The sequence below is a fragment of the Devosia sp. Soil_C_22 genome (assembly GCF_057657195.1).
In genome coordinates this window covers 627,623-647,484 of sequence record NZ_JBDGIY010000002.1, presented here as the reverse complement: position 1 = coordinate 647,484, position 19,862 = coordinate 627,623, and the positions used below count along the sequence as shown (strand labels likewise).

At 64.9% G+C, this 19,862-nt stretch carries 18 protein-coding genes; 10 read left to right on the top strand and 8 right to left on the bottom strand.

The window, feature by feature from the left end:
- Nucleotides 1-20: 20 nt before the first annotated feature.
- The 8 genes from AC3A6I_RS20200 to AC3A6I_RS20165 all read right to left on the bottom strand — a co-directional run bounded on the left by AC3A6I_RS20200 (nt 21) and on the right by AC3A6I_RS20165 (nt 9,488).
- Nucleotides 21-1,796 (bottom strand): ABC transporter ATP-binding protein, encoded by a 1,776-nt coding sequence (locus AC3A6I_RS20200; RefSeq protein ID WP_487545666.1) that lies wholly within the window; start codon nt 1,794-1,796, stop codon nt 21-23.
- Entirely contained in the window at nt 1,793-2,695 is a 903-nt protein-coding gene (locus tag AC3A6I_RS20195; RefSeq protein ID WP_487545665.1) for an ABC transporter permease, read from the bottom strand. The genes AC3A6I_RS20200 and AC3A6I_RS20195 overlap by 4 nt, the downstream gene beginning before the upstream one ends.
- Entirely contained in the window at nt 2,692-3,633 is a 942-nt protein-coding gene (locus tag AC3A6I_RS20190; protein WP_487545664.1) for an ABC transporter permease, read from the bottom strand. Before AC3A6I_RS20190 ends, AC3A6I_RS20195 begins: the two co-directional genes overlap by 4 nt.
- Nucleotides 3,633-5,183: an ABC transporter substrate-binding protein gene (locus tag AC3A6I_RS20185; RefSeq protein WP_487545663.1), complete on the bottom strand. Its 1,551-nt coding sequence runs from the start codon at nt 5,181-5,183 to the stop codon at nt 3,633-3,635. Before AC3A6I_RS20185 ends, AC3A6I_RS20190 begins: the two co-directional genes overlap by 1 nt.
- Before the next feature lie 40 nt (nt 5,184-5,223).
- Nucleotides 5,224-6,393: an NAD(P)/FAD-dependent oxidoreductase gene (locus AC3A6I_RS20180; RefSeq protein WP_487545662.1), complete on the bottom strand. Its 1,170-nt coding sequence runs from the start codon at nt 6,391-6,393 to the stop codon at nt 5,224-5,226.
- A 22-nt stretch (nt 6,394-6,415) separates the two neighbouring features.
- Nucleotides 6,416-6,838 (bottom strand): Rid family hydrolase, encoded by a 423-nt coding sequence (locus tag AC3A6I_RS20175; RefSeq protein WP_487545661.1) that lies wholly within the window; start codon nt 6,836-6,838, stop codon nt 6,416-6,418.
- A gap of 931 nt (nt 6,839-7,769) precedes the next feature.
- A complete protein-coding gene (locus AC3A6I_RS20170; protein ID WP_487545660.1) occupies nt 7,770-8,561 on the bottom strand; it encodes an IclR family transcriptional regulator in 792 nt (263 codons plus the stop codon).
- 126 nt (nt 8,562-8,687) lie between these two features.
- Nucleotides 8,688-9,488, bottom strand: coding sequence for an IclR family transcriptional regulator (locus AC3A6I_RS20165; protein WP_487545659.1), 801 nt, complete (start codon nt 9,486-9,488; stop codon nt 8,688-8,690).
- 263 nt (nt 9,489-9,751) lie between these two features.
- Between AC3A6I_RS20165 and AC3A6I_RS20160 the strand changes: the two genes are divergently transcribed.
- The 10 genes from AC3A6I_RS20160 (at nt 9,752) to AC3A6I_RS20115 (ending at nt 19,824) form a co-directional block, all read left to right on the top strand.
- Nucleotides 9,752-10,075: a 2Fe-2S iron-sulfur cluster-binding protein gene (locus AC3A6I_RS20160; RefSeq protein WP_487545658.1), complete on the top strand. Its 324-nt coding sequence runs from the start codon at nt 9,752-9,754 to the stop codon at nt 10,073-10,075.
- Entirely contained in the window at nt 10,075-11,337 is a 1,263-nt protein-coding gene (locus tag AC3A6I_RS20155) for an NAD(P)/FAD-dependent oxidoreductase (RefSeq protein WP_487545657.1), read from the top strand. The genes AC3A6I_RS20160 and AC3A6I_RS20155 overlap by 1 nt, the downstream gene beginning before the upstream one ends.
- Nucleotides 11,334-12,392 (top strand): amidohydrolase family protein, encoded by a 1,059-nt coding sequence (locus AC3A6I_RS20150; RefSeq protein WP_487545656.1) that lies wholly within the window; start codon nt 11,334-11,336, stop codon nt 12,390-12,392. Before AC3A6I_RS20155 ends, AC3A6I_RS20150 begins: the two co-directional genes overlap by 4 nt.
- A 5-nt stretch (nt 12,393-12,397) precedes the next feature.
- Entirely contained in the window at nt 12,398-13,504 is a 1,107-nt protein-coding gene (locus tag AC3A6I_RS20145) for an amidohydrolase family protein (RefSeq protein ID WP_487545655.1), read from the top strand.
- The gene (locus AC3A6I_RS20140) at nt 13,505-13,918 is read left to right on the top strand and encodes a Rieske (2Fe-2S) protein (protein ID WP_487545654.1); all 414 of its coding nucleotides are present in this window, start codon (nt 13,505-13,507) and stop codon (nt 13,916-13,918) included. It abuts the gene before it with no gap.
- A 55-nt stretch (nt 13,919-13,973) separates the two neighbouring features.
- The gene (locus tag AC3A6I_RS20135) at nt 13,974-15,479 is read left to right on the top strand and encodes an ABC transporter substrate-binding protein (RefSeq protein ID WP_487545653.1); all 1,506 of its coding nucleotides are present in this window, start codon (nt 13,974-13,976) and stop codon (nt 15,477-15,479) included.
- A 60-nt stretch (nt 15,480-15,539) separates the two neighbouring features.
- Nucleotides 15,540-16,457, top strand: coding sequence for an ABC transporter permease (locus AC3A6I_RS20130; protein ID WP_487545652.1), 918 nt, complete (start codon nt 15,540-15,542; stop codon nt 16,455-16,457).
- Between the two features lie 8 nt (nt 16,458-16,465).
- Nucleotides 16,466-17,338, top strand: coding sequence for an ABC transporter permease (locus AC3A6I_RS20125; protein WP_487545651.1), 873 nt, complete (start codon nt 16,466-16,468; stop codon nt 17,336-17,338).
- A complete protein-coding gene (locus tag AC3A6I_RS20120) occupies nt 17,331-18,992 on the top strand; it encodes an ABC transporter ATP-binding protein (RefSeq protein ID WP_487545650.1) in 1,662 nt (553 codons plus the stop codon). Before AC3A6I_RS20125 ends, AC3A6I_RS20120 begins: the two co-directional genes overlap by 8 nt.
- Nucleotides 18,993-19,137: 145 nt before the next feature.
- Complete coding sequence (locus tag AC3A6I_RS20115; RefSeq protein WP_487545649.1) at nt 19,138-19,824, top strand: aspartate/glutamate racemase family protein; 687 nt, start codon at nt 19,138-19,140, stop codon at nt 19,822-19,824.
- Nucleotides 19,825-19,862: the final 38 nt, after the last annotated feature.

Genomic DNA, 19,862 nt, shown 5'->3' with positions numbered 1-19,862 from the left:
CTGGTCAGCTGGGCCGCCGCTCAGGCCGCCTGCATGACGAAATGCCCAGGGCTCACCTCGCGGTAGGTGCCGGGCGCCGGCTGGTAGTCGAGCGGCCGCAGCGGGCTGCGCAGCTCCTCCGACACCTGATCGGTCCGGCGTTCGCGGCGCGCCGACGGATCGGCCACCGGCACGGCCGCCAGCAGCCGCTGCGTGTACGGGTGGGTTGGCGAGCCGATCACCGCGGCGCGCGGCCCAATCTCGACGATCTGCCCGAGATACATCACAGCGATGCGGTGACTTATCCGCTCCACCACCGCCATGTCGTGCGATATGAACAGGTAGGAGAGGCCGAGGTCCTGCTGCAGGTCCAGCATCAGGTCGGTGACCTGTGCCTTGATCGACACGTCGAGCGCCGAGACCGCCTCGTCAGCGATGACTAGTTGCGGGTCGAGTGCCAGGGCGCGGGCGATGCAGATGCGTTGCCGTTGACCACCCGAGAACTCGTGCGGGAAGCGTACCGCCGCCGCCGGATCGAGCTCGACGCGGCGTAGCAGCTCGGCCACGCGGTCGTCGACCTCGTCGGCGGCGACGATGCCATGCACCCTCATCGGTTCGGCGATGGCGGAGCCCACCGTCTGACGCGGATCGAGCGAGCCGTACGGGTCCTGGAAGATCATCTGGATCTGTTGACGGATGCGGCGCAGGTCCTCCCCGTCGCTCTTCAGGACGTTCCTGCCGTCGAAGCGGACCTCGCCCGACTGCGGCTCCGTGAGCCGCAGGATCGACCGCCCGGTGGTGGACTTGCCGCAGCCGGATTCGCCGACCAGTGCCAGCGTCTCGCCGCGCTTCAGGCTGAATGACACGTCCTCGACGGCGTGGACGTTGGCTACGTGCCGGCCCAGCATGCCGCGCCGAACCGGGAAGCGGGTGACGAGATTGCTGACCTCAAGAATGTTGCCGTCGGCAAGTGGCGCAGAAGCCTTCGCCTCGGCTGCGGGCCGCTCACGAAAGCGCTTCGGGCCCTCGTGCTGCGCCATATCGCCAAGCTTGGGCACTGCCGCCAGCAGGTGGTGGGTGTAGGCGTTCTGCGGCGCGCTGAAGATCTGATGCACCGGGCCGTGCTCCAGCAGTTCGCCGTGTCGCATCACCAATACGTCGTCAGCAATCTCGGCCACCACGCCCATGTCGTGGGTGATGAACAGCACGCTGGTGCCAGTGTCACGCTGCAGCTCGGCGAGTAGCCCGAGGATTTCGGCTTGGATGGTGACGTCGAGCGCCGTGGTCGGCTCGTCGGCGATCAAGAGGCGCGGCTTGCAGGCCAGTGCCATGGCGATCATCACGCGTTGCCGCATGCCGCCTGAGAAGGTGTGCGGGTATTCGGAGAAGCGACGCTCGGCGTCCGGGATGCGGACGCGCTCGAACAACCGCAGCGTTTCCTTCTTCGCCGCGTCGGCGGACAGGTCCGTGTGATAGCGCAGCGCTTCCACCACCTGGTCGCCGACCCGCATCACCGGGTTGAGGCTGGTCATCGGCTCCTGGAAGATCATGCCGGCAAGGCTGCCGCGTGCCTTGCGTAGCTGCTCCTTGCCCAGCGAGAGCATCTCGGTGTCACCGAGCCGGATCGAGCCCGAGACGCGGGCCTTCTCGGGCAAGAGCCGCATGATCGAGAGCGCCGTGACGCTCTTGCCCGAGCCTGACTCGCCGACCAGCGCTAGCGTCTTGCCGGCCTCGAGCGAGAATGAGATGCCCTTCACCACGTCGGCCTTGCCGAAACCGACGCGCAGGTTGTCGACGCGAATAACGGGTGAGGTCATGAGTTGTTCGCCAGTTTGGGGTCGATGGCGTCGCGCAGGCCGTCGCCGATCAGGTTGAGCGACAGCACCAGCACCAGCACCGCAAGGCTCGGGAACAGCGCCACGGCGTAGCTGTCGAGGATGTTTTCGAAGCCCTCGCGCACCATGCCGCCCCATGTGGGGGTCGGCGGTGCGATGCCGAGGCCGATGAAGGCCAGCGATGCCTCGGTGCGCACGGCGGTCGCCATCCACAGCGAAGTCATGACGATAATCTCGGGCACGATATTGGGCAGGATGTGCCTGAACATGATGCGCAGGTCGGAGAAGCCGAGCGCTCGCCCGGCCTGCACGAACTCGCGCTCGCGCAGCGCCATCACCGGTGCGCGGGCGATGCGCGCGAAAGCCGGCACCGCAGTAAAGGCAATGGCGACGATGATGTTGGTGACGCTTGCCCCCAGCACGGCAACGAGGATGATGCCGAGGATCAGCGCCGGAAACGCCAGCACCACGTCCATGATCTGCATGATGACGATGTCGATGCGACCGCCGAAATAGCCGGCGATGAGCCCGATCAACGAGCCGATCAGCACTGCCAGCGTGATCGAGGCGATGCCGATCAGCAGCGAGTAGCGGGCGCCGTGCAGCAGGCGCGAGAGAATGTCGCGCCCATAATAGTCGGTGCCGAGCCAATGCTCCCAGCTCGGGCCCTGCAGACGGATCGAGATGCGCTGCGCGATCGGGTCGTGCGGCGCAATCACCGGCGCGAGGATGGCAAGGATTACGATGGCGGCGAAGACGATCGTGCCGACCAGCGTGGTCGGGTTGCTGGTGAGCGCCTTGCCGGTGAAGCGGAGGGCGTTGCCCACCAACAGCAGGAACTCGTTGCGGCGCTGCGGGGCAACCGTGGTGGCCTTGGTCATTTGTACTGCACCCGTGGGTCGATGACGCCGTAGACGAGGTCGGTGAGTAGGTTCACCAGCACGACGATGAGGGTGTAGATCACCATCATGCCCTGCAGCATCGTGTAGTCGCGCTGGTTCAGCGCGCCGACGATCAGCTTGCCGAGTCCCGGGCGGTTGAAGACGATCTCGGTCAGCACCGAGTTCCCGATCAGGATTCCGAGATAGAGCCCGACCACAGTGACGACCGGGATCAGGCAGTTGCGTAGCGCATGCCGCCAGACCACGGCCGTGCCGGAGGCGCCCTTCGCCATGGCGGTGCGAACGTAGTCCTGGCTGAGCACTTCGAGCATGGACGAGCGGGTGACGCGGGTCACGTAGGCCGCCATGATCAGCGCGAGGTTGAGCGCGGGGAGTGCCAGTTCACGCAGCTTTCCCCACAAGTCGGTGCTGCGCCCGCTGCTGATCACCGGAAACCATCGCAGCATGATCGCAAAGAGCAAAAGCAGCACGATGCCCGACACGAACGCCGGAGCCGACAGCCCGAGCAGCGAGACGATGCGGGTTACGAAGTCGGGGATGCGGTTGCGGTTGACCGCCGCCCAGATGCCAGCGGGCAGCCCGAGCGTGACGCCCAGCACCAGCGCCACGGCGGTGAGCTCCAGCGTGTGCGGCAGGACGTTCAGAATCTCGCCGATCACCGGACGTCCGGAAACGAGGGAGGTGCCCCAGTTGCCTTGCAAGGCACCTCCCAGGAACTGCAGATATTGCAGCCAGATGGGCTGGTCGAGCCCCATGCGCTCCCGAAGGAGGGCGATGCTCTGCGCGCTGGCCTGGTCGCCGAGAATGACCACCGTTGGATCGCCGGGCAGCACCCTGATGACGAAGAACACCAGGGTCAGCACCGCAAACAGCGTGATGACGGCGAATCCCAGTCTGCGCAGAACAAAGCCGAGCATCAGTCAGCCAGTCGCGTCGTTTCGTCGATAGTGGGCGACAGGTTCAGCGAGCCGGCCAGCGGGTAGGCAAACTGAACCTTGTTGTTCCAGGCGTAAGGCTGACCCATCTCGTACATCGGGACGGCGCAGACGGCTTCGACGATCTTGCGCTGTGCGTCGACCCAGAGTTGCTTCTGCTTTTCCGGATCGGTCTCGGTGCGGGCGGCCGTGATTTCAGCGTCCGCGACGTTGCAGTGCGAGAAGTTGGTCACCGCGCCTTCGGTCTGAACAATGGATTTCGAGTCGAAGAACTGGGTCAGGAAGATGTCGGCTACCGGCAGGCGAGCCGCACCGTAGTACACCACTTGCGACAGGTCCTGGCGGATCTGTTCGTGGAAGGTCGGATGATCGACAAGTTCGAAGTTGAGGCGGATGCCGACCTCGGCCAGCTGCGCCTGCACGACTTCCATCGTGGTCAGCATAGCGGGCAAGGTGGTCTGCACGGTCTTCAAGTCGATGCCGTCCGGGTAGCCCGCTTCGGCCAGCAGTTCGCGGGCCCGGTCGGGATTGTACTCGGGCAGGGCCTGCGCCTCGTAACCGAGATAGCCCGAAGGGATCACCGAAGTGGCTTCGCGCGTCAGCGTGGCGCCACGGAACGCAACGAGTCCGGCGCGATCGATGGCATGCGCGATCGCCTGGCGGACGCGGATGTCGTCGAGCGGCGGCTGGTTCATGTTAAGGTGCAGCTGGTGCAACTCGTAGGGGCCGAGCACCTGTACGGTGGTGTCGGGCAGCTCAGCGGTGCGGGTCAGCCACGACTCCTCGAAGCGGCCGTTCACTAGGTCGACTTCGCCGGACTGGAAGGCGAGGTCGCGGCTCGAGTCGGAGCCGAGATAGCGGAACATGATCTCCTTGATCTGCGGCGCGCCACGGAAATAGTTCTCGTTGGCGACGAGACGGACATACTGCTGCGACTGGTACTCGCCAAAGGCGAAGGGACCGGTGCCGACCGGATTGCGGCCGAAGTTCTCGCCCAGCGCGGTGCCGGCCGCCTCGCAGATGATCGAGCCGCCATTGAACGGCACCAGCAGGCCGAGCACGCTCGGGATGACATTCGCGAGCTTGATCTCGACCGTGTAGTCGTCGACCGCGGTGATCTGCTCGAATGCCGCGTAGTCGCCGGCATAGCTCGAGGTCTCGGGGTTGGCGGCACGCTGCAGCGAGTACACCACGTCCTTGGCGGTGAGCTGGCCGTAGTCGCTCTGGCAGTTCACGTCCTGGCGCAGCTTGAAGGTCCAGGTCAGGCCGTCATCCGATGTGATCCAGCTCTCGGCAAGGTCTGGTTCGATGGTGTCGAGCGCGTACTGGCCGGGGGCGGTGCGGACGAGGCCGTTGAACATCCAGTTGATGACGTTCTTGTCGAGCGTCGCACTGGCGCGATGCGGATCGAGCGTCGCCATGTCGTTGCCCGGCACGGCCACGTTCAGCGTCTGCGCCAGGCTGGCGGTGGCGCCGAGACCGACCAGCAGCGCCACCGCTGCCGTACCCAACTTCACTCCATTCATAGACATGAGCTTTGCTCCCTCACTGAGAAACTCGTGGAACTACGTGTCAGCCGTGCAGCGTCGCGCCTTCGGTGAACGTGCGGCTGTTGTGGAACCGGCTGTACTGGAACGGCTCGATGGGGAGCCGCGGGGCGCGCTCCTGCACCAGGTCGCTCACCAGCTTGCCGGTGATCGGGCCGAGGCAGAAGCCGTGGCCGGAAAAGCCCATGGTGACCACCAGGCCCTCGATGCCGAGATTGGGGTCGATCACCGGCAGGGCGTCGGGGGTCAGGTCGATGAGACCGGCCCAGTAGTCCTCGACCTGCGCCGTCGCGAAGGCCGGCACGACATTGCCGAACAGCTCGACCACCTCGGCCATGCTATGGCCGGTCGGCAGCACCTTCGGGCGAATGCCGGCCTCGGTCTGCCGCTCGAGCAGGCCGCCATGCCAGTCCTGCAGCCCGCTCGTAACGCGGAAGCGACCGTGGTATTCCTGCCGGCCGGCGCAATCGGCATTGGCGACGCCGATCACTTGGCTGAGCACGGCGTCGATCGGGGCGGAGCGCAGCACGGTTACCATCGGCACCTGCAGCGGCACCTCGATGCCGAGCGGCCGCAGCACCTCGTTACCGAAAATGCCGGCGGCGACCACCACCTTCTTTGTCGGAATGCGGCCTTTATCGGTGACCACGGCGGCGACCTTGCCATCCTCGACCTCGATCTCCAGCACGCGCTCGCCGAAGCGGGTGGTGACGCCGAGCCGTTCAGCAGCGCGGACGAAGCCGAGAACGGTGCTCGAGGGATCGGCGCTGCCGTCGGTCGGGCAGAAGGAAGCGGTGAGCACGTGCTCGGCGATGGCCGGCGCGATCTCGCGGATTTCCTTGTTGCTCTTCAGCAGAGTCAGGTCGAGCCCGAGCGCGGCTTGTTCGCGCACGATGCCCTCGATGACCGGCATTTCCTCGGCATTGCGGGCGAGGCGGAGATTGCCGCCCCGGCTGTAATGCGTCGGGCTGTCGAGTTCGTCGGCCAGGGTCGACCAGATCTCCACCGCGGCCTTGGCCAGCGGCAGCTCGGCCGGGTGGCGGCCGGACTGCCGTACGCCAGCCAGCGTCCAGCCCGAGGCCATGGCGGCCGGCCCGAACCGATCGACCAGCACGACGTCAAGGCCTTCCTTGGCCAGTTCGTAGGCGCTCGAGGAGCCGGAAATGCCGGCACCGATGATTACAACGTCGGCCATGGCCGTGCTCCCCACTTGCGCCTCACACAGTCACCTTGGTCACGACGTCCGGGGTCTCCGGGTCGCGGATGTATGCGATGAGCGCCAGTTCGAGCTTCATTTCGGCGTTGGGCAGCGGCCCGATCGCAATCGTGTGGCCCGGATCGTTGCCACCGACACGCTCGGCGATGACCTCGAGCACCGGCTCGAGATCCTCGACGGCACCGACCGAGATGTGGAAGCGGACGGTGTCCGACAGCTTGGCGCCGACGCCGGCCAGCGCGCCCTCAAGGTTGCTGAGCGCCTGATGCGCCTGCTCGCGGACATCGGAGGAGATTTCGCGGGTCTGGTAGTTTCGGCCGGCCGTGTTGGACGAGTAGATCCAGCGATCCACCTTCACTAGCCGCGAGAACTTGAACAGGTCCTCGAACTTGCTGCCACTCTTCACACGTTCGACCGCAACCATAATCGCTACACCTTAAGTCGTCTAATTGGGCACCCAACCACGGGTGTCCATTTCCTAGGCATAGGAGAACGCCATCTCGATTGTGTCAACAGATATTCCGATATCTGTTACACAGTAAGTTACAATGTACCGATTATAGGAATTTACGTTGAGGATTCCGCTGGCAAGCTGCATCTGCGTTCTAGCTAGCCGACCGGGCTGTTGCCTCAACGTGATATTCGTTTCCGGAGTTCTGTTTGCGGGGCGTCCACGGGAGCAATCGCCTGGCGAACAGGTAGGCTTCTGGCCATGGAACGACCATCTCGCGCAGACCCTGCGAACCAGTTGCGCGAGCTTCGGCAAGCAGCTGAGCGCTCAGGCTGGAACGGGATGAGAGTGTTCGACGATGTGGAAGTGTTCGGAGGCAACGGGCAGCTTGGTCCCGACGTCCGCTGCTGGCGCTAAGCGGACAAGGCAGAAAGTGGCTGCAATTGATTGAGCACGCCCATTTGAGATTGAGCTGTGTGTCCTCGACACCATCGTGCCGTTCCCGATGCGGTCATGCTGCCGAAGTGTATTCTGGGTGTCTGTACGGTGGCCATTTGGGAGATGACCTCGCCGTCGCGGCCGACGATGTCGCGAACCTCGCGATAGGACATGCCGGGCCGCAGCTCATAGAACTCGCAGCGTCGCACCGCACTTTGTCTGCACTGCCGGCTTGGTGGCAGGAGCGCCGGTGTGCCCATTGCGTCAGGCCGGGTCGGCAATCGCCGTTGCCGCAGATGCATTGCCTAACAGGCTGATATTACTGGATATTTAAGTTGTCGCATCGGAAGGCGTCGAACATGATGTTCGCGCTTCGGTGCAGCCGGTGGCGCCGGATGCGCCTATCAGGTTGGTCGTCGGGCACTTGGAGACTGTCTCCAGACGCGTTGACTGGTCGCGCTCAGCGCTACTGGCGCTGGGGAGTTATGCCGCCCAGGTTCAAGGTTAGGTCATGGGCGGCTTGCTCGACAATTGTGCCCAAGGCCCGGATTCGTTCGCTCGAGATGCGAGTGGCGAGGCCCGACACGGAGATTGCACAACAGGCCTCCGACTGGCTGTTGAACACCGGGGCAGCCACGCAGCGAAGCCCGGGACGAAATTCCTCGTCATCGACGGCAAAGCCGTTGGCCGCCACCAGACCCAGTTGCTCGCGCAGTTCTCCCATGCGCGTGATGGAACGGGGAGTGAAGCGGCTGAAGCCGCGAATGTCGGCTGTCGCGTTGGCTGCTTCGGCGCCATAGGTCGAAAGAATGGCCTTCCCGAGCCCGGAGTTGACCACCGGCACTCGCCCGCCAACCGAGGTGCTGGCCCGGTTGATCTCCCGGCTTGCCACCTGGGACAGGATCACGACGTCGCCGCCTTGCACCAGCCCGAGATTGGCCGTCTCCCGCGAAAGATCCCGCACGCGCTTCAGGTAGGGCGCCGCGGCCGAAGCGAGGCTATCCTCGTGAATGTGCACGGCGCCGACGATGAAGGCCTGTCGCCCCACGCGCCATATCCCGGTGGCCGGCTCAAAGCTGACGAAGTTCTGCCCCTTGAGCGTACGCAGCAACCGATAGACAGTTGTGCGCGGCAGTTCCGCCAGCTTCATCAGTTGCTCGACCCGCAGGCCCTCTTCATGCGCGGAGAGATCGGCGAGCAGTTGCAGAGCACGCTCAAGTGAGATTACGCGGTCCAGCCGAGGCGCAGCACTTTTCATCGTCTACCTCCTGCCTATCAGAAGAAGCCTGTCCATCGCGATGAGGGGCGACCTTCCGGCGATGGGGGTTGTACACGTCTCGTCCCCGGGCGCTGCTCACGGTTGCGTCACCAGCGGAGCCCGGCGCTACACGGTACCTCGCACTGCCGTACGACGCCCGGAGAGTTCTTTCACGACGATGGCTGCCGAGATATCGGCGGCAACCTCTGCCATCTTGCGTCCTGCTTCGTCGATGCGATCCAGCGACAAACGGTCGACCGTGCCCGCGATCGAAATGGCGCAGAGCGGCTTGCCCCCCACGCCGCACACCGGCGACGCAATGGTGCGGACGCCGTCGAGAGCGCGCGCCTCGCTGACCGCGAACCCGGTCCGCTTCACCGCCTCGATCGAACGCTCAAGTGCCGGCCGATCCACATCGTCGACGCCGGAAATCGCGTCGATGATGACATCGGGCTTGCCGTCCCTGTCCCACCATGCGGCGAGCATCGCATGTCCCATCGCCGAACGTGCGATGGGCAGGCAACGCCCAACCCTGGAAAGGATCCGCTCGATCTCGCGGCCCTGGAACTGGCTGACGATGAGAATTTCCCGGCCCTCGATCACCCCGAGGCTGCAGGTTTCCAGCACGGTGTCGCGCAAACTCTTGATGAAGGGTTTGGCCACCGTGACGTAGTTGATTCCGCCCAGGAATCCGGCCGCTGCCAGATAGGCGTTGCGGCCCACGTGCCAGGTGGAGTCAGCCTGCTCGTAGTGCACGAACTCGCGCTGCTGCATGGTCGTCAGCAACCGATGCACGGTCGATGGGTGCATCTTGGTATGGCTGGCCAGATCCTTGAGGCGCTGGCCACGACCATTCGGGTTTGCCAAGGCGGAGAGGATCCGCATGGCCCGGTCCACGGCCTGAACCGCATCGTTATTCGTCTTCATCGTCCGCAAGAACCTTGTCGCCGGCACCGCCGAGGCGGGCCGGCATAGCCTCGCAAGTATACGTCGAAAGCTCGCGCGGGACGCAAGCCCCGCGGCCTGCCCTTCGTGCCACGATGCGAAAAATGGAGGGCTCCGCGCTTGGTTTCATCCGGGCGTTACCTACCCTCGCGCTCCAACGAGAACAGCAGTTGCACCCTCGAGGTGCCCGTCGCCACCGCGGTGCCGACGTCATGGGAGCGTCGCTTCTTCGAAGCGAAACACAGATGGTGAAAGTCACCTTCGTCCGTCCCGATGGAACGGATGTCGCAATCGATGGCAAGCCAGGGACCTCCCTGATGCAGACGGCGGTCAATGCCGGCATCGAGGGGATCGTGGCCGAATGCGGTGGCTCGGCAACCTGCGCGACCTGCCACGTCTATGTCGACCCGCGCGATCTCGACCGTCTGCCCGAGATGGGTCCGATCGAGGACGATATGCTCATGGAGGCGGCCAGCCCACGCGGCGAGAACAGCCGGCTCAGCTGTCAGATCGTGCTTTCCGATGCGCTTGATGGCCTGCGGGTCACGGTGCCGGAGACCCAATACTGATGGCCCGTACGACAGTCATCGTCGGGGCCGGTCACGCCGGGGTGCAGGTTGCCGCCTCGCTGCGGCAGCGCGGTTATGACGGCCGGGTGATCCTCATCGCCGACGAGAGCGAGGCGCCGTACCACCGGCCGCCGCTCTCCAAGCATATGAGGAACGGGCTGCCGGGCGATCTACTGCCGCTGCGGGCGCTGGGCTTCTACGACCAGCAGGCGGTGGACCTGCGGCGCGGCACGCGGGTGACCGCGATCGATCCCGCGCGCCACACGGTGACGACCGCCAATGGTGCCGCTATCGGCTACGACAGGCTAGTCCTCGCCACTGGCAGCCGGCCACGCCGCCTCGATATTCCCGGGGCGCACCTTGGCGGCGTGCATGTGCTGCGTACCCACGAGGACGCGTCGCGCATCGCGGCCGATCTCGATGGCTGTGTCGCTCCAGCCGCGATCGGCGCCGGTATGATCGGCCTCGAGTTCGCGGCAGTGGCAACAGCCACCGGCAAGGCCGTGACCGTGATTGAGGCGACGACGCGGCTGCTCGGCCGGGCAGCCTCGAGCACGATGGCCAATATCCTGCGCGCCGAGCACGAGCATCATGGTGTCACGCTGGTGATGGGCGAGACCGTCGCTCGCCTCGAGGGCGAGGGCCGCGTGCAGCGCCTTGTGACGAACCGTGGGCGGACGATCGACTGCGACCTTGCACTCCTCGCGGTCGGCGCCATCGCCAACGCCGAACTCGCCGTCGCGGCCGGCCTCGAGGTCGCCGGCGGGATCGTTGTGGACTCGCAGTTGTGCACATCCGACCCGGACATTTTCGCAGTGGGGGACTGCGCCGTCTTTCCGACCCAACCACACGGCCCGATGGTGCGCCTCGAGTCAGTCCAGAACGCCACGGACCAGGCCAGGCACGTCGCCGGCGCGATCATGGGCGATACGCAGCCCTACAATGCCGTGCCCTGGTTCTGGAGCGACCAGTACGGCTTCAAGCTCCAGATCGCTGGAATAACCAGCGCCGCCGATTTCACCCGGATCGTCGGCGACCCGGCGACGGGCCGCTTCTCGGTCTTCTGCTTCGAGCGCGACGCCTTGGTCGGCGTCGAGACCGTCAACCAGCCGCGCGAGCATATGGCCGCGCGCCGTCTGCTGGCCTCGGAACAGAGCCTGACAGTCGATGAGGTCGCCAGACCCGGCTTCAGCCTGATCGAACGCGAGAAGCTGACCAATCCGCAACCTGCCGGTGCGCAAGCCATGAAAGAGACGACATGAACCTGAACGGCGCCCCCGTCATCGACTGCGACATGCATCCGCTCGTTCCGAATGCGAACGACCTCATTCCGTATCTCAGCCCGCAATGGCAGGAGGCCGCGCGGGCGCGTGGACTTGGCAGCTTCGAGTCGATCGCCTATCCGCCACGCGCTCCGCTCTCCGGGCGGCCGGAATGGCGCGGCGACAATGGCCTGCCGGCCTTCTCGTTCGAGAGCTATCGCGACAACGTACTCGATCCGTGGAACGTGCAGTACGCCATCGCAAACGTGCTCTACGGCGTCCCCGTCATGATGAGCGAGGACATGGCGGCCGCGTTCTCGACCGCCATCAACGACTGGATGATTGATACCTGGCTGTCCAGGGACAGCCGGATGCGGGCTTCGATCGTCGTACCGTGGCAGAACCCGCAGTTGGCGGCCGAGGAGATCGATCGCCGCGCCGGCGACAAGCGCTTCGTGCAGGTGCTGCTGCCGGCGGCGGCCGAAGCCCCCTATGGCCGCCGGCACTTCTGGCCGCTCTTTGCCGCGGCGGAGCGCCATGGCCTGCCGGTCGGCATCCACGCGGGCAGCAGCTACCGCTTCCCGGTTACGCCCGTCGGCTGGCCGACCTACTACGTCGAGGACTACGCCGCCAACACGCTGCACTTCCAGGCGCAGGTCGCGAGCCTCCTGTGCGAGGGCACCTTCGGCAAGTTTCCGGGCCTCAAGATCGTCTTGATGGAATCCGGCGTTTCGTGGTGGTCGCCCTATATCTGGCGTCTGAACAAGTTCTGGCGCGGTACGCGTCTCGAGATTCCGTGGGTCGACCGCCCGCCGGTTGAGGTGGCGCGCGAGCATTTCCGCATGACCATCCACCCCTTCGATGCCCCGGCGGACCCGAGCACGGTGGCCCGTATCGTCGATCACCTCGAGTCCGACGAGATGCTGCTGTTCTCGACCGACTACCCGCATTGGCAGTTCGAAGAGGACGTGGTGCCCGAAGGTTTCCCGGCCGCCGCGTTCGCACAGATGACCGTCGACAACGCGGTCAAGACTTATCCCAACCTGAAAGGATGACGTCGATGACGATCGCCAGTGACAGTGACGCGCGTCCTCAGGCCCCGATCAAGGTCAAGCCGCAGGTGATTGACTGCGACATCCACCCGATCCTGGCCTCGAATGACGAGCTCAAGCCGTTCATGCCGAGCCGCTGGTACGACTACTGGCAGACCTACGGCTACCGCCAGCACCAGGGCTTCTCGAAGGGGTCGCTCTATCCCAAGGTCACTCCGGGAGCCTCGCGCCGCGACGCCTGGCCCAAGAATGGCGGGGCCCCCGGTACCGATCCCGAACTGTTGCGGACCCAGCATCTCGACTTCCACAACATCTCGACTGCGGTCATCAACGTGCTGCAGCCCAATGGCGGCGAGATCAACGATGCCTTTTCCCCGCATCTGTGCGCGGCCACCAATGAATGGATCGTCGAGAAGTGGGTCCGGCCCGAGCCGCGCCTCAAGGGCGCGATCGTCCTGCCCTACGAGAATGCCGAGGCATCGGCCGACGAAATCCGCAAGCACGCCGGCTCGGGCCATTTCGTCCAGGCCCTGATGCTCAGCCGCACCGTCGAGCCCCTCGGCAAGAAGCGCTACTGGCCGATCTACCGTGCTGCCGCCGAATGCAACATCCCGGTCGCTATCCACGTCTTCGGCTATAGCGGCCACCCGTCCACCAGCTCGGGCTGGCCTTCCTACTATGTCGAGGAAGGCGCTGCCCACACGGCTGCCTGCCAGGCGGGCCTCGCCAGCCTGATCTTCGAGGGCGTGTTCGACGAGTTGCCCAACTTCAGATTCGTGATCGTCGAGTCCGGCGTGGCCTGGCTACCCGCCCTCGCCTGGCGGCTCGACAAGCTGTGGCACCGCATGCGTGACGAGGTTCCGCACGTGAAGCGCCCACCGTCCGAGCATATTCGCGAGCGCGTCTGGATCACCACCCAGCCGCTCGACGAGTCGCCGCGCCCGCATGACGTGATCTCGGTCTACGAGGATATCGGCTGGGACCGGATCATGTATGCCAGCGACTATCCGCACTGGGATTTCGACGACCCGAAGCTGGGCCTTCCGGCCGCCCTTACCGCCGAGCAACGCCAGAAGATCCTCTTCGGCAACGCGCAAGAATTGTACGGGCTGTAGATGGCGTTCCAGGTTGTCGCCCAGGCGTCGGAGATCGAAGCCGGCGGTCGCAAGGTCGTGGATATCCGCGGCCGGAGCATCGTCGTGTTCAACGTGGACGGCGAGTACTTCGCCCTGCTGAACCGGTGCCCCCACCAGGGCGCGCAGATCAGCTACGGGCATATCGGCAGCCCGATCACGTCAACGACGCCGGGCGAGTACAGCATCGATTGCGCGCTCAAGATCGTCCGCTGCCCCTGGCACGGGTGGGAGTTCGACATTCGCACCGGTCAGTCCTGGTGCGAGCCCAGCCGCATCAAGGTGCGGTCCTTCGCCACCGATGTGAAGTCCGGAGGAGAATTGGTGAAGGGGCCATACGTGGCCGAGACCTTCCCGATCAAAGTCGACGGGGAATACATCCTCGTCGACGCCTAGCCCTACGCGCGGGGGCAACTGTCCCCTGCGACCATGAGAATATTTGGAGGAGAATATGAGTAAACTATCGTCCAGGCACGTGCTGCTTGGTCTATCCGCCGGGCTCGCCCTGGGCTGGGCGCCCGCCGCCTACGCACAGGATCAGAACATCACGCTCGCCGTGGTGTCGGAGCCGTCCGACATGGATGTCTGCCGCCTGAGCGAGAACCCGATCGGCGTCATCGCCAAGAACAATATCTACGAGACCGTCACCGAGATCGATCCGGCAACGGGCGAGCTGCGACCGCGCCTCGCGGAATCGTGGGAACGCATCGACGACCTGACCTGGCGTTTCAAGATCCGCCAGGGCGTGACCTTCCATGACGGCACGCCACTCGATGCCGCCGCCTTCGCCGACAGCTTCAAGCGGACGCTCGATCCGGCGCTCGATTGCACGACCCGCCTGCTCTACTTCGCCGGCTTCGAGACCGAAGTGAACGTCATCGACCCCACGACCGTCGAGGTGAAGACCTCGATCGCCGTGCCGCTGCTGCCCACGCTGATGAGCTACCTGGGTGTCGGCAAGGCCCCGGCGGATCCGAGCCAGCTTTCGCGCGAGCCGGTCGGCACCGGGCCGTACAAGTTCGTCTCTTGGACACCCGGCACCAGCATCGTCATCGGCAAGTATGACGGCTACTGGGGCGAGACCGGCCCCGTCACCGGCGCCACCTACGTGTTCCGCCTCGAGACCGCCGTTCGCGCCGCGATGGTGGCGACCGGCGAGGCCGATATCGGCTACCGCATCTCGGTCATCGACGCCGACAACCCGGCCACGGATTTCACCTACCTGAACTCCGAGACCGAGCGCCTGCGTTTCGACATCTACAAGCCCCCACTGGATGACGTGCGTGTCCGTCAGGCGATCAACTATGCCATCGATCGTGAAGGTCTGATCGGCACCGTCTATCCGGACACCTACCAGATCGCCGCCAACTTCGTGATGTCGACGATCAATGGCTACAACGCCAACGTGCAGCCCTATCCCTATGACCCCGAGAAGGCCAAGGCGTTGATCGAGGAAGCCCGCGCCGACGGCGTGCCCGTCGACAGCGAGATCGAGTACCATATCCAGAACTATGGCGGGACCAATCTCGAACTGCCGACGGTCCTGACCGAGATGATGAACGGCGTCGGGCTCAACGTGAAGATGATCCTGGCCGGCGACAATCTCGGCTACTACAAGCCCTTCCCCGAAGGCCAGCCTGCCAACATCTACAACGACATCCACGACAACAACTCGGGCGATGCCGGCATCACGCTGATCGGCAAGTACACCTCGGAGGGCGGCTCCTCGAAGGTTGCCGACCCAGAGCTGGACGCACTCGTCCAGAAGGGACTCGCTGCCGACAATCCGGAGCGCAAGCAGATTTTCGAGGACGTGTTCGCCCGCGTGCACGACGCGGCCTACGACGCCATCCTGGTCCACCAGACCGCGATCATCCGCATCAGCGACCGCATCCACTACGAGCCGAGCACGGCGACCAACACCACGATCGAGCTCAGCGACATCACCTTCAACTGAGGGTGCAGACATGACAGGGCGGCGCACAAGTTGCGCCGCCTTCGGACTTAGGGGGAGGCAATGGCCAAATATCTGCTTAAGCGGGTGCTACAGAGTGCAGTGGGCCTCGTGCTGCTGGTCCTGATCATCTTCCTGATGACCAGGCTGACCGGCGACCCGACCAATTTCTATCTGCCCAAGGCTGCTTCCGAGCAGGCCCGCCTCGACTTTGCGCAGGCCAACGGCTTCAACGACCCGCTTTACATCCAGCTGTTCCGTTACCTGCAGGATGTGGTGCGCGGCGACTTCGGCATGTCGCTCTTCAACCACCGCCCGGCGATGGAAGTGGCGCTCGGTGCGTTCCCTGTGACTCTGCGGCTGGCCTTCTTTACGCTCGCGCTGACCATTCCGATCTCGATCCTGCTCGGCAGCATCGCCGCGATGCGCCCCAATGGCCTTGCCGATCGCTTCGTCAGCATCCTCACGGTCACGTCCTCGTCGGTCCCCCAATTCTGGCTGGCTATCGTCGCCATCTACCTGTTCGCCATGCAGTTGCGGCTGCTGCCGACGTCCGGCATGGACAGCTGGCGGCACTGGATCCTGCCGATCCTGATCCTGACCATCGGCCCCCTCGGCATCCTCACGCAGGTCGTGCGGTCTAGCATGGTGGTCAACCTGAACGCCCCCTACGCCAAGACCGCCAAGGCCAAGGGCGCCACCACCCGGCGCGTCGTGGTGGTCCACGCGCTGCGCAACTCGCTGGTTCCGCTGACCACCGTGGGTGGCCTTGTGGCCACGGGCCTCGTCAACGGCGCGGTGGTGGTGGAAGGCGTGTTCGGCTTTCCCGGCATCGGCTGGGCCATGATCGAGTCGATCCGCGTCCGCGACTTCACGCTGACCATTTCGTGCATCCTCTTGGCGGCGGTCGCCATCTTCATCATCAACGTGCTGATCGACGTGCTGTATTCCTGGCTCGATCCGCGGGTTCAGCTCAAATAGGTCCGCTGATGCGTAGATTTCTCGCCATCGCGAACGACAAGCTCGCCTTCGCCGCCGCGATCTACATGATCGCCATCGCCTTGGTGGTCATAGTGGGCCCGGTGTTCGTCGATCCCGACGTCCTCCGTTCCAACCTGCGCGCGCGCAACCTCGCGCCGTTCCAGCTCGACCACGGTTTCTGGATGATCCTGGGCGGCGATGCCCTGGGCCGGAGCCTGCTGGCCCGCCTGATCGTCGGCGGCTCGACCACGCTCGCCATCGCCGGCAGCGCCGTGGCGATCGGGGTGACGATCAGCACCACCATCGGCATCATCGCGGGCATGAGCAACGCCTGGTGGAGCACGCTCATCATGCGAGTTTTAGACGTGATGATGAGCATTCCCTCGCTCCTCCTCGCCATGGTCATCCTCTACACGCTGGGGGCCCACCCGGTGATCATGGTCTCGGTGCTGATCATCGGCGGCATTCCCGACACCGCGCGCGTCGCCCGCGGGCAGACGCTGGAGATCCGCGAACGGCCATTTGTGGCGGCCTCGCGAGTCATGGGCGCCTCTCCTATCCATCTGGTCCTCCGGCATGTGGCACCGAACGTCATCCCGACAATGCTGCCCTTCCTCGCGCTGGGCTTCGCCGGCACCATGCTGGCGGAATCGACGCTGACCTTCCTCGGCATCGGCATCCAGCCACCGGATGTGACCTGGGGCCTCATCATCGCCGAGGGCCGCGATTACCTGCGCGTTGCCTGGTGGAGCTCGCTGTGGCCGGGCCTGCTCATCACCACGATGGCGCTCAGCGCAACGATCATCGGCAACTGGTACCAGGTGGCCGCCGATCCGACCCTGCGGGCCCGGCACGGCAAGAAAGTCAAAGCCCATGCTTGAACGCAAACCTGTCCTCGAGATCAGGAACCTGGCGGTGGATTTCGATACCGAGACGCGCCGGCTGACGGCGGTCGATGGCATCGACCTCAAGCTCTTTCCCGGTGAGACCCACGCCCTGCTGGGCGAAAGCGGATCGGGCAAGAGCGTGACGGCCGCCGCTATCCTCGATCTCATCGACATGCCGCCCGGTCATCTGCGCTCCGGTGAGATCCTGTTCTGTGGCGAGAACATCCTGACCATGCCGCCCGGCAGGCGGCGGCAGCTCTACGGCCGCGACATCGCCGTGGTGTTCCAGGACCCGTCGGTGCACCTCAACCCGGCCTATACGGTGGGCCAGCAGATTGCCGAGGTCTGCATCATCCATGGCGTCGCGAGGAACGAGGCCAGGGAACGAGCGCACGAGCTTCTGGCGCGCGTCGGCATCCCCCGCTCACGGGAGCGCTTTCACCAGTTCCCGCACCAGTTCTCGGGTGGGCAGCGGCAGCGCATCATGATCGCCATGGCGATCGCCATGCGCCCCAAACTGGTCATCGCTGACGAGCCGACGACAGCGCTCGATGTCACCGTCCAGGCCCGCATCCTGCAACTGCTGCGCGAGCTGCAGGAGGAGACCGGCATGGCGCTGCTGATGATCACGCATGACCTCGGCGTTGCCGCCGACATCGCGCAGAATGCGTCGGTTATGCGCTCAGGCCGGATCGTCGAAAGCGGTCCGCTGGCCGAGGTGTTCCGCAACCCGCAGCATGACTACACGCGCCAACTGCTCAATGCGCGGGCCGGCAGCAGGCAGTCCGCTGCGCCGATCGAGTCCGGGGTCATCCTCGAAGTGGAAGGTCTCTGCGTCGACTATGGCGAGTTGCGTGCCGTCGATCACGTAAACCTGCAGGTTCGCAAGGGCGAGATCGTCTGCGTGGTCGGTGAAAGCGGTTCAGGCAAATCTACGCTCGCAGGAGCGGCGTTGCGTCTTCGAACGATCGCGGAAGGCAGCATCCGTTTCCAGGGACAGGACATCGTCAAGCTCAAGGCCCGTCAGCTCAATGACTACCGCAAGGCCGTGCAGGCGGTGTTCCAGGACCCGTTCGGGTCGCTCAATCCCCGGCTGTCGATCTTCGACATCCTGTCCGAGCCATGGGTGATCCAGGGCAGCGACTTCCCCAAATCCGAATGGCGAGCTCGCGCGGCCGACCTGCTCAGGCAGGTCGAACTGCCCGCCTCCGACCTCGACCGTTTTCCCACCGAGTTCTCGGGCGGCCAGCGGCAGCGTATCGCCATCGCACGGGCCCTGGCCCTGCAGTCCGAGTTGATCGTCTGCGACGAGGCGGTCTCCGCTCTGGATATGTCGGTTCAGCGACAGATCGTGGACTTGCTGCGCTCCCTGCGGGCCAGAACCGGCGTAGCGCTGCTGTTCATCACCCACGATCTCGGCCTCGTGCGCGACTTTGCCGACCGCGTGGTCGTCATGAAGGACGGGAAGGTCGTCGAAGCAGGACCGACCGCCCAGGTGTTCGACGCTCCGCAGCATCTCTATACACGCATGCTGATGGCGGCGAGCCCGGCTCAGGACCCGGACGTCCAGAAAGAGCGCCGCGCCGCCTTCCGCGAGCTCTCGACCAACGGTGAGAAACAAGCCCGCAGGGCGCCGGCAAGCGTCTAGTCTCGGGCAGCGGTCCTCCCCCGCCGCCCTTGGCCCAAGCCTCCCTCCAGGCTTGGGCCTTCCTTTCTCGATCTATGGTAGCCGCGCTCCTCGCATGCGGCGGATAAGTCTTGCCCGCGCTCTGATTCAGCGCCATCTGTGACCCATGAAGACCATCGGCCTCATCGGCGGCATGAGCTGGGAATCCACTGCCCACTACTATGCCATCCTCAACCGCGAGACGGCGGCGCGCCTGGGCGGCCTGCACTCCGCCCCGGTTATCCTCCATTCCGTCGATTTCGCCCCCATCGAAGCCCTGCAGCGCGAGGGCAACTGGGAGGCGGCCGGCTGGATTCTTGCCGATATCGCGAGCGCGCTCGAAGCCCAGGGGGCCGGCGTCATCGGCCTGGCCACCAACACCATGCACATCTGCACCCCGCAGATCGTCGCCGCGCTGAACGTGCCCTTCGTCCACATCGCCGCACCGACCGCTGATGCACTGCTGGCCGACGGGATCGGCAAGGTCGGCCTGCTCGGCACCCGCTTCACCATGGAAAAGCGCTTCTATATCGAGGTGTTGGAGCAGCGCGGGCTCGAGGTAATCGTCCCCGATGTCGGCATCACCAACCTCAACGGCATCATCTACGAGGAGCTCTGCCTCGGCATCGTCCGCGACGAGTCGCGCCGCACCTATGTCGATGCCATCACGCGCCTGCAGGGCCGCGGCGCCGAGGCGGTGATCCTGGGCTGCACCGAGATCGGCATGCTGATCGACGACAGCGTCAGCCCGCTGCCGACCTACGACACCACGGACCTGCACGCCAAGGCGTTGGTCGCGGCCGCGCTCGCCTGAGCGGAGTGCCTGGTTGAGCGTGGCCGCAAGCTCCTCGC

Coding starts and splice junctions, on each gene's coding strand:
- AC3A6I_RS20155 (WP_487545657.1), top strand. CDS start 10,075: ATGGCCCGTACGACAGTCATCGTCGGGGCCGGTCACGCCGGGGTGCAG.
- AC3A6I_RS20185 (WP_487545663.1), bottom strand. CDS start 5,183: ATGTCTATGAATGGAGTGAAGTTGGGTACGGCAGCGGTGGCGCTGCTG.
- AC3A6I_RS20115 (WP_487545649.1), top strand. CDS start 19,138: ATGAAGACCATCGGCCTCATCGGCGGCATGAGCTGGGAATCCACTGCC.
- AC3A6I_RS20180 (WP_487545662.1), bottom strand. CDS start 6,393: ATGGCCGACGTTGTAATCATCGGTGCCGGCATTTCCGGCTCCTCGAGC.
- AC3A6I_RS20195 (WP_487545665.1), bottom strand. CDS start 2,695: ATGACCAAGGCCACCACGGTTGCCCCGCAGCGCCGCAACGAGTTCCTG.
- AC3A6I_RS20145 (WP_487545655.1), top strand. CDS start 12,398: ATGACGATCGCCAGTGACAGTGACGCGCGTCCTCAGGCCCCGATCAAG.
- AC3A6I_RS20150 (WP_487545656.1), top strand. CDS start 11,334: ATGAACCTGAACGGCGCCCCCGTCATCGACTGCGACATGCATCCGCTC.
- AC3A6I_RS20160 (WP_487545658.1), top strand. CDS start 9,752: ATGGTGAAAGTCACCTTCGTCCGTCCCGATGGAACGGATGTCGCAATC.
- AC3A6I_RS20190 (WP_487545664.1), bottom strand. CDS start 3,633: ATGCTCGGCTTTGTTCTGCGCAGACTGGGATTCGCCGTCATCACGCTG.
- AC3A6I_RS20200 (WP_487545666.1), bottom strand. CDS start 1,796: ATGACCTCACCCGTTATTCGCGTCGACAACCTGCGCGTCGGTTTCGGC.
- AC3A6I_RS20165 (WP_487545659.1), bottom strand. CDS start 9,488: ATGAAGACGAATAACGATGCGGTTCAGGCCGTGGACCGGGCCATGCGG.
- AC3A6I_RS20130 (WP_487545652.1), top strand. CDS start 15,540: ATGGCCAAATATCTGCTTAAGCGGGTGCTACAGAGTGCAGTGGGCCTC.
- AC3A6I_RS20135 (WP_487545653.1), top strand. CDS start 13,974: ATGAGTAAACTATCGTCCAGGCACGTGCTGCTTGGTCTATCCGCCGGG.
- AC3A6I_RS20120 (WP_487545650.1), top strand. CDS start 17,331: ATGCTTGAACGCAAACCTGTCCTCGAGATCAGGAACCTGGCGGTGGAT.
- AC3A6I_RS20140 (WP_487545654.1), top strand. CDS start 13,505: ATGGCGTTCCAGGTTGTCGCCCAGGCGTCGGAGATCGAAGCCGGCGGT.
- AC3A6I_RS20125 (WP_487545651.1), top strand. CDS start 16,466: ATGCGTAGATTTCTCGCCATCGCGAACGACAAGCTCGCCTTCGCCGCC.
- AC3A6I_RS20175 (WP_487545661.1), bottom strand. CDS start 6,838: ATGGTTGCGGTCGAACGTGTGAAGAGTGGCAGCAAGTTCGAGGACCTG.
- AC3A6I_RS20170 (WP_487545660.1), bottom strand. CDS start 8,561: ATGAAAAGTGCTGCGCCTCGGCTGGACCGCGTAATCTCACTTGAGCGT.